The sequence below is a fragment of the Aerococcus sp. L_32 genome (assembly GCF_050689315.1).
The window spans coordinates 1-1,207 of the sequence record NZ_JBOEQF010000533.1 but is presented as its reverse complement, the minus strand read 5'-3'; the positions used below and the strand labels follow the sequence as shown (position 1 = coordinate 1,207).

Annotated in this window: 2 protein-coding genes; both read left to right on the top strand. The window is 43.2% G+C overall.

The genetic code is table 11. The features are described 5' to 3' along the window. The coding region (gene dapB / locus ACRCJ0_RS14555; RefSeq protein ID WP_431390919.1) for a 4-hydroxy-tetrahydrodipicolinate reductase at positions 1-492 on the top strand (492 nt) is incomplete at its 5' end. Next, positions 485-1,207 (top strand): CCA tRNA nucleotidyltransferase (locus ACRCJ0_RS14550; protein ID WP_431390918.1); only part of this gene is annotated, 723 nt, incomplete at its 3' end. The genes dapB and ACRCJ0_RS14550, both read left to right, overlap by 8 nt.

Here is a 1,207-nt window from a genome sequence, read left to right as displayed (position 1 = left end):
GATGCAGAAATTGAAGAATTAACGGCTTTATCTGAAGCAAAAAAATTGGGTGGTTTAATTGCACCGAATTTCGCCATTGGGTCAGTATTGATGCAAGTCTTCTCAGCTAAGGCGGCTAAATATTTACCAGACGTTGAAATTACTGAAATTCATCACAATCAAAAATTGGATGCCCCAAGTGGTACGGCCGAAAAAACAGCTAAATTAATTTATGAAGCACGCGGCGAGCATGTTTCTGGACATCCAGATGAAACAGAATCAATGCCAGGCGCACGTGGCGCTGATTTCCACGGCATCCGCATCCATTCATTACGTTTACCAGGCTACAACTCACACCAAATCGTACAATTCGGTGGTGTTGGGGAAGCCTTAACTATCCGTCAAGATTCATTCGACCGTAACTCATACATGCCCGGCGTAGCATTGGCAGTTGAAAAAGTGGGCGAATTAGACGGTTTAATCTATGGTTTGGAGCACTTATTAGATGACTAATAGCCAAGAATTTACCAAAGCAGCACCTATTATTCATACCCTCAATGAGGCTGGCTACGAGGCTTACTTTGTGGGTGGGGCTGTGCGGGACTTGCTATTAGACTTGCCCATCCATGATGTAGATATTGCCACCTCTGCCTATCCAGCTGAAGTTCAAGCCTTGTTTCCACGTCATTTTGATGTGGGCTTAGATCATGGGACGATTATGGTCTGGTTTGAAGGTGAAACCTATGAAATCACTACCTTTAGAACCGAATCGACCTATCAAGATTACCGTCGCCCGGACAAGGTAACCTTTGTTCAAAACTTAGAAGAAGACCTATTGCGCCGTGACTTTACCATTAATGCCTTGGCCATGAATCCTGACCACAAGATAGTGGATTATTTCCATGGGCAAAAGGATTTAGCGGACCAAGTTATCCGGGCTGTGGGTAATCCACATGACCGCTTTAATGAAGATGGTCTCCGCATGATGCGAGGCGTTCGCTTTGCTAGTCAACTTGACTTTCAAATTGAGCCAGAAACCCTAGTAGCAATCGCTGAAAACGCTGGGATTTTAGTTCATATTGCAGTTGAACGAATTGCGGTTGAAATGAATAAACTGTGGATTGGTGTCAATTGGCACAAAGGATTAGACTATTTTCTTGAAACAGATTTAATTCAGTATGTACCCTATTTAGCGGATTACAAAGCTGTTTTCACAGATTTACTAGGT